We start from the raw sequence: 7,831 nt of genomic DNA, 5'->3' as shown, positions 1-7,831 counted from the left end.
GCCCTCCTATGATTTTTATTTTATCATAGAAGAACCTATTATTTGTTAATTTACAGAAAAAGTTTCACACACTCGCAATTTGGTTTAAAAATATTTTTATTATAATAAATCAGATATTTTTATTTTTAGATCTTTATAAATGCCCGAAACGACTTCCTGATGAAATGGAATGATCATTGGTGCGGCATCCTGCTCATAATAGTAGATTGTGGTTCTTTCTTTGGCAGGATCAACAATCCAATATTCACGAACACCGGCAGAAGAGTAAAGGGCATTTTTTATATTGTAATCCATGCGCCGACTGCTAGGAGATACCACTTCAATAACCAGATCAGGAGCGCCTTCACATCCACGATCAGAAATTAAGTCTGTATTGCAGATAACACTGACATCTGGTTCTACATAGTTGGAATCATCTTTTTTGATAAATACTGCAAATGGAGCAGGAAGTACTTTGCAGGGACCGCCTTTTTTCTGGATATGATTGAAAAAAGCAGCAGATAATCCCATAACCAGAATTTGATGAGTGGAACTTGGTGGAGCCATCATATACATTTCACCATTAACAAGTTCAGCACGTTCGCCTTCTGGAAGATTAAAAATATCTTGTGTACTATAATAATCACTTTTTAATAATGGCATAGTTAAATCTCCTTTCGGGTAGTAGACCTATTTCCGTTATTTTTCTGTAAGTTGTCCTAGGGGGCGGTTTGCACTTGTGCAACTTCCTTTCAGGCTAGTATTAAATACTATTACAGAGCCCCTATCTTGCTCTCTATTATAAATGCAAAATACTGATCAAGCAATACATATGTGGGCTACAACTGTTTATTAATATACTATTCCAAAATGGAATAACACACGATTCATAAAAGATAATTAGCATGAATGAAAACTCCAAGTTCAAGAACAATTTGTTTTTTGCCCTGACATATATTGCACAACGAAGATATTTTTGCGGATAAACAGTATATAACAGTTGACAACAGATATACACTGTTATATACTGTTTACTGTAAGGGAGGCCCCGTCAATATGCATATTATTTTAAATCATTCTTCCATGGTGCCAATTTATGAGCAACTCATGGAACAGATAAAAACAGAAATTATTGAGTCAGCGCTAGCAGAGGGAGAGGTGCTTCCCTCTGTGAGAAAGCTGGCAGGTGAACTTCGCATCAGTGCACTGACTGTAAAAAAAGCTTACGACAAGCTGGAAGAAGCCGGATTCGTGACAACCGTTCATGGAAAAGGAACCTTTGTTACCGCTTCGGACAAACAGCTGGCACTGGAAGGACGCAGGAGAGCAGTAGAAGAAGAATTCGAAAAAGCTATTGATCAGGCAAAAAATGTCGGATTGAGCAGCGAGGAAATTTTGGAAATTGTAAGTCTGCTGTTGGAGGAAGCGTAGGAAGCAGGAGGATTTGTAATGATTACAATGAAAAATGTCAGCAAGACATATGGAAATTTTCAAATGGATCTGTCTATGGAGATTCCAAGTGGACAGATCACAGGTCTTGTGGGAAAAAACGGAGCCGGAAAAAGTACGGCGATCAAATTAATACTTGGACTGACGGAGGCAGAAAGCGGTGAAATATCTGTATTGGGAAAAGATATTCATCAGTTATGCATGAAAGAAAAAGCAGAAATTGGAGCGTCCCTGGCGGATTCCGGGTTCAGCACCTATCTCAATATTGTTGATGTACAGAAAATATTGGCAAAAATGTATCCAAATTTTGACCGGGATTATTTTGAAAGAGGATGTCGGGAATTAAGGTTACCGGAGAAGAAGCGAATCCGTGAATATTCCACTGGTATGAGAGCAAAATTACGGGTGTTGACAGCACTTAGCCACCATGCAAGGCTTCTGATCATGGATGAACCGACAACAGGTCTGGATGTGGAAGCCAGAAATTATATTTTGGATATGTTACGGGCTTATATGGCTGAGGACGAAGAACGTTCGATTTTGATCACTTCCCATATTGCGTCAGATCTGGAGCGTTTGTGTGATGATATTTATCTGATCCATGACGGAACATTGATGTTACATGAGGATACGGATGTGATTCTGGAACAGTATGGAGTATTAAAGGTGAGTGAAGACCAGTTTGCTAATCTGGATCAGGAATATCTGTTAAAAACTCAGAAAACATCCTACGGTTATGCCTGCTTCACAAATCACAAAGATTTTTATCAGGAAAATTGTCCGGGAATCGTTGTGGAAAATGGTAATATCGATGAGTTGATTTTGATGATGACAGGAGGTTATCAGGGATGAGAGGATTATTAGAAAAGGATATCCGGTTGTTACTGCACAGCAAACAGACATTTCTCTGTGTTATTGCAATTACGATTATACTTGGAGTTACACAAAAAAATACTTTTGTGTTGGGTTATTCTACTTTTTTGATGGCAGCACTTTTAGTTTCTACACTTTCCTATGATGAGATGGATCATGGATTGGCTTTTTTATTTACATTGCCGATTGATCGAAAAATATATGTCAGAGAAAAATACCTGCTGTGTATTGGTGGTTCAATTATCGCATGGTTTATTGCATTAGTTTTGTATTTGGTTGTTATGGTAGTAAGTAATTCACATATTGTATTTTCAGAGGAGTTAGTGAGGGGAGTTGACTTTTTGCCAATTGGAATTTTATATTTGTCTCTACTTCTTCCGCTGCAATTAAAATTTGGTGTAGAAAAGAGTCGCCTGGTAGTGGTTGGAGTTTCTGTTTTTGTCGGTTCAATGATTTATTTTCTGGCAGACAAAAGCGAAATACTGGATGGAAATGTTCTGGTGTCTGCATCTGATCTGGTTGGAGATGCGGCGGTATCTGTGATCGGTTTAAGTGTGGCCGGGTGTCTGGCAGTGGTGTCGTATTTGTGCAGCTGCCGGATTATGAAAAAGAAGGAACTGTGATATATTGAGAATTATAAAAGTGAAGAAATATATTAAAAGTGTTCTTGTTCTTTTTCTTTACACAAAAAAAGTAAAACAGGTATAATAGAAAACAGTAAAAGAATGAATTTTAATGGTTGTTTCCCGAAAGCATGGCAGCGAACAGAAAATGGATTTCGGTTATTAAAAGATGGTGGAGCTGATGCAGTGGAACGGGAAGTGCTTGCAAGTCAGATCTGCAGATGCTTTGATGTGGATCAGGTATTGTATGAACGTGATTTTTTTGATGGAGAAGAAGTCAGCGTCAGCGATAATATTACATCAAAAGAGTTTTCTATTGTTCCAATGGAAGCGTTTGAAATTTATTCTATGAACCACGATCGAAATACCAAAAAATATGTGTTGTCACTGGATCGGCACAATTATTATATGATGAATATCGTAGATTATCTGATTGGAAATACCGATCGTCATTGGGGAAACTGGGGCATGCTGGTAAATAATAAAACAAATAAACCGATGCGTCTGCATAAACTGATGGATTTTAATCAGGCTTTTTATGCCTATGACAAAATGGAAGGTGCCAATTGCCAGACGTTGTTTGGACGACATGCGACACAGCAGGAAGCAGCAGAAGAAGCTGTGCGAAAAATCGGATTAAATCAGATCGCAGAAATAGAGGTGTCCTGTTTTGAAAAATTGCCACAATATTATGAGATGTTTTGTCAAAGATTAGAATATTTGAAAGCAATTTCATGTTGATGTGAGGAATATTTTGGGTGAAATCGCTTGACTTATAGTTGTATTTTTTTGTATTGTATATCTTGTACGTAATTGGATGCAAAATCAGCCCGAAAGATTGATAAAATATTGACAAATTCTGGCATTAATGATAGTATAGGTTCGAATTAAGTACTCTATTACATTAAAGAACGAAAGGACGAGGTAGGTAAAATGGCAGAAATGAATTTAAGTAAATACGGCATTACTGGCACAACAGAGATTGTTCACAATCCATCCTATGAATTATTATTTGAGGAAGAGACAAAACCGGAACTGGAAGGCTATGAAAAAGGTCAGGTCAGCGAACTTGGAGCAGTTAATGTTATGACAGGTATTTATACAGGTCGTTCTCCGAAAGATAAATATATTGTAGTAGATGAGAATTCCAAGGACACTGTATGGTGGACTTCTGATGAATATAAAAATGATAATCATCCGGCTACACAGGAAGCTTGGAGCGCAGTAAAGGAACTTGCACTCAAAGAACTTTCAAATAAAAAGCTGTATGTAGTAGATGCATTCTGTGGAGCAAACAAAGATACACGTATGGCTATCCGTTTCATCGTCGAGGTTGCTTGGCAGGCACATTTCGTAACAAATATGTTTATTCAGCCGACTGCAGAAGAACTTGAGAATTTTGAACCGGATTTTGTTGTTTATAACGCTTCCAAAGCAAAAGTTGAGAATTACGAAGAACTTGGACTGAATTCTGAGACCGCAGTTATGTTCAATATCACAAGCCGTGAGCAGGTTATCGTAAATACATGGTACGGCGGAGAGATGAAAAAAGGTATGTTCTCTATGATGAACTATTACCTTCCGTTAAAAGGCATCGCTTCCATGCACTGTTCTGCAAACACAGATATGAACGGTGAGAATACAGCAATCTTCTTCGGACTTTCCGGAACAGGTAAAACTACACTTTCCACAGATCCAAAACGTCTCCTGATCGGTGATGATGAGCACGGCTGGGATGACAATGGTGTATTCAACTTTGAGGGCGGATGCTATGCAAAAGTTATCAACCTTGACAAAGAATCTGAGCCGGACATCTATAATGCGATCAGACGTGATGCTCTGCTTGAGAATGTTACTCTGGATGCAGAAGGCAAAATTGATTTCGCTGACAAGAGCGTGACAGAGAATACCCGTGTATCTTATCCTATTAATCATATTGAAAACATTGTTCGTCCGGTTTCTTCCGCACCGGCAGCTAAGAATGTAATCTTCCTGTCTGCAGATGCATTTGGTGTACTTCCTCCAGTATCTGTTCTGACACCGGAGCAGACACAGTACTACTTCCTGTCTGGATTTACAGCAAAATTAGCTGGTACAGAGCGTGGAATCACAGAGCCGACACCTACTTTCTCCGCATGTTTCGGACAGGCTTTCCTTGAGCTTCATCCGACAAAATATGCAGAAGAGCTCGTAAAGAGAATGGAGAAGAGTGGAGCAAAAGCTTACCTGGTTAATACAGGATGGAATGGAACAGGCAAACGTATCTCCATCAAGGATACTCGTGGAATTATCGATGCAATCTTAAATGGTGATATCAAAAATGCTCCGACAAAGACAATCCCATATTTCAACTTTGAAGTACCGACAGAGCTTCCGGGCGTAGATCCGGCAATCCTTGATCCGCGTGATACTTACGCAGATGCTGCTGAGTGGGAAGCAAAAGCAAAAGATCTGGCAGAGAGATTTGTGAAGAATTTTGCAAAATACGAAGGAAACGAAGCTGGTAAAGCACTTGTTTCTGCAGGTCCTCAGGCATAAGAAGTGTAGAGTGCAATGGTTCTGAGAAGAATATGTCAGCTTTCGCTGACCAGAATCACGCACCAAGTCTCACGTGCGTTCGACTCAAATATTTAATGTTCCAGGATGTGGAATTTTCGTAAAAATACGGAAGTTCTGCATCCTTTTTTTGGGGGATTCTTGTTGTTTATATTGACTTATAATGAAAGCTTTTGGATGTAGAGGATTTGGATTAAAAGATGGAAAAAACATGGATAGAAATTGAAAAGTGTGTTAAAATGTGTAAGATAATGTCCGCTTTACTAATAGAATAGTTTTGAAAAAGATAAGGAGATTCTATGGAAAAAAGAGAATCATTTCAGTCAAGATGGGGCTTCATTTTAGCATGTATTGGCTCCGCTGTGGGAATGGGTAATATCTGGATGTTCCCGACGCGCGTGTCCTTGTATGGAGGTGGAGCATTTTTAATCCCATATATTATTTTTGTAATGCTGATCGGATTTACCGGTGTCATCGGAGAGATGAGCTTCGGGCGGGGAACCAGATCCGGCCCGATCGATGCATTCGGAAGTGCCTGTGAGCGGCATGGAAAAAGAAAAATCGGAGAAGCACTTGGTATGATACCGGTGGTTGGTTCCATGGCGATGGCCATCGGCTATACCGTTGTTATGGGATGGATTTTAAAATATGCCATAGGTGCTTTTACCGGAGCAACTCTTGCACCGGAACACGTAGAGAAGTTTGCGGATAAATTTGGCAGTATGGCATCGGCTTTTGGAAATAATGGATGGCAGGTTTTAATCTTGTGCATTACCATGGCAATTTTGATGTTTGGTGTTGGAAATGGAATTGAAACGGCAAATAAGATCATGATGCCGATTTTCTTCTTTTTGTTTTTAGGACTTGGCATTTATATCGCATTTCAATCGGGGGCGGCAACGGGTTATCATTATATTTTTCGTATTGATCCGGTGGCATTAGCAGATCCAAAAACTTGGATTTTTGCATTGGGACAGGCGTTTTTCTCACTGTCAGTAGCTGGAAATGGAACGTTAATTTACGGTTCTTATCTGCGGGATCATGAAAATATTCCGGCAGCGGCAGGTCGCGTGGCATTTTTTGACACGTTGGCAGCGATGCTGGCGGCATTGGTGATTATTCCTGCGATGGCAACGACTGGCGCAAAGTTGAATCAGGGTGGACCGGGACTTTTGTTTATCTATCTGCCAAATCTGATCAAGTTCATGCCGGGTGGCAGGCTGATCATCATTATTTTCTTTGTGGCAGTATTATTTGGTGGTCTGACATCACTGATCAATTTGTATGAAGCGCCGATTGCAACTGTTCAGGAGAAACTGCATGTTGGAAGAAAAGCAGCCTGTATGATTATCGGAGCGATTGGCTTAGGTGTTTCACTTTTAATACAGGGAATCGTATCCGGTTGGATGGATGTGCTTTCTATCTATATCTGCCCGCTGGGAGCAGGCCTGGCAGCGATTATGTTTTTCTGGGTATGTGGTAAAAAATACGTGGAGGCACAGGTCAACAAAGGAAGAACAAAGCCGTTTACAAAACTTTATTATCCGATTTGCAAATATTTGTATGTGGCAGTTTGCTTTATTGTGTTGATTCTTGGAATTGCGTTAGGAGGAATTGGATAACATGAATGAGATAATAAAAAGTTTATATGAAAGAAAATCTATGCGTGTCTATGAGAACAGACCGATTCCGGAAGAAATGAAACAGGTAATTCTGGAAGCGGCAGCGCAGGCTCCGACCGCAGGTTGTCAGCAGTTGTATACCATACTGGATATTACAGATCAGAAGTTGAAAGAAGCACTGGTGGATACCTGCGATCATCAGCCTTTTATTGCAAAAGCACCGCTGGTTTTGATATTTTGTGCGGATTGTAAAAAATGGTATGACGCATTTTGGGAAGCTGGAAGTGAACCGCACAAACCGGATGTGGGGGATCTGATGCTGGCGGTATCAGATGCTGTGATCGCAGCGCAGAATGCTGTTGTGGCGGCAGAAAGTTTTGGCATTGGTTCCTGCTATATCGGAGATATTATGGAAAATTATGAGGAGCAGCGCAGATTACTACAGCTTCCGGAATATGTGTTTCCGGCGGCAATGCTTGTGTTTGGATGGCCAACCGAACAACAGATGCAGCGACCGAAACCACAGCGTGTAGATCAGAAGTATATTGTACATGAGAATACTTATCGAAGCATGGATGGAAACGAATTGAGAGATATGTTTGCGGGACGCTGCGATAACAGATCTTTTGAAGATTGGATGATGGCATTTTGTAAGCGTAAATACAATTCTGATTTTTCAAAAGAAATGTCACGTTCTGTACATAAATATCTGGAACAGTATGCAGAGGG

At 40.0% G+C, this 7,831-nt stretch carries 8 protein-coding genes; 7 read left to right on the top strand and 1 reads right to left on the bottom strand.

The genetic code is table 11. The annotated features are described in order from the left end of the window. Positions 1-99: 99 nt before the first annotated feature. Positions 100-642 (bottom strand): Uma2 family endonuclease, encoded by a 543-nt coding sequence (locus tag Q0I54_RS12525; RefSeq protein ID WP_296119070.1) that lies wholly within the window; start codon positions 640-642, stop codon positions 100-102. Positions 643-1,035: 393 nt separating this feature from the next. On the opposite strand from Q0I54_RS12525, the gene Q0I54_RS12520 reads away from it, so the two are divergent. The 7 genes from Q0I54_RS12520 to Q0I54_RS12490 form a co-directional block, all read left to right on the top strand. After that, a complete protein-coding gene (locus Q0I54_RS12520) occupies positions 1,036-1,410 on the top strand; it encodes a GntR family transcriptional regulator (RefSeq protein WP_296119067.1) in 375 nt (124 codons plus the stop codon). An 18-nt stretch (positions 1,411-1,428) separates the two neighbouring features. Further along, positions 1,429-2,280, top strand: coding sequence for an ABC transporter ATP-binding protein (locus Q0I54_RS12515; protein WP_296119064.1), 852 nt, complete (start codon positions 1,429-1,431; stop codon positions 2,278-2,280). Then, positions 2,277-2,924 carry an ABC-2 transporter permease gene (locus tag Q0I54_RS12510; protein ID WP_296119062.1) on the top strand — a complete coding sequence of 216 codons (648 nt, stop codon included), beginning with the start codon at positions 2,277-2,279 and terminating at the stop codon, positions 2,922-2,924. Before Q0I54_RS12515 ends, Q0I54_RS12510 begins: the two co-directional genes overlap by 4 nt. Before the next feature lie 102 nt (positions 2,925-3,026). Further along, positions 3,027-3,665, top strand: coding sequence for a hypothetical protein (locus tag Q0I54_RS12505; protein ID WP_367270853.1), 639 nt, complete (start codon positions 3,027-3,029; stop codon positions 3,663-3,665). 192 nt (positions 3,666-3,857) lie between these two features. Continuing rightward, on the top strand, positions 3,858-5,462 hold the full coding sequence (gene pckA, locus Q0I54_RS12500; protein WP_296119060.1) for a phosphoenolpyruvate carboxykinase (ATP): 1,605 nt from the start codon (positions 3,858-3,860) through the stop codon (positions 5,460-5,462). 317 nt (positions 5,463-5,779) lie between these two features. Then, a complete protein-coding gene (locus Q0I54_RS12495) occupies positions 5,780-7,102 on the top strand; it encodes a sodium-dependent transporter (protein ID WP_296119058.1) in 1,323 nt (440 codons plus the stop codon). Between the two features lies 1 nt (position 7,103). After that, on the top strand, positions 7,104-7,831 hold a 728-nt coding region (locus Q0I54_RS12490), incomplete at its 3' end, for a nitroreductase family protein (protein WP_296119057.1).

It is taken from the genome of uncultured Eubacterium sp. (genome assembly GCF_934295145.1).
Classification (GTDB): domain Bacteria; phylum Bacillota; class Clostridia; order Lachnospirales; family Lachnospiraceae; genus Eubacterium_I.
The sequence above is the reverse complement of the archived record's forward strand: the minus strand, read 5'-3'. Positions and strand labels throughout refer to the sequence as shown.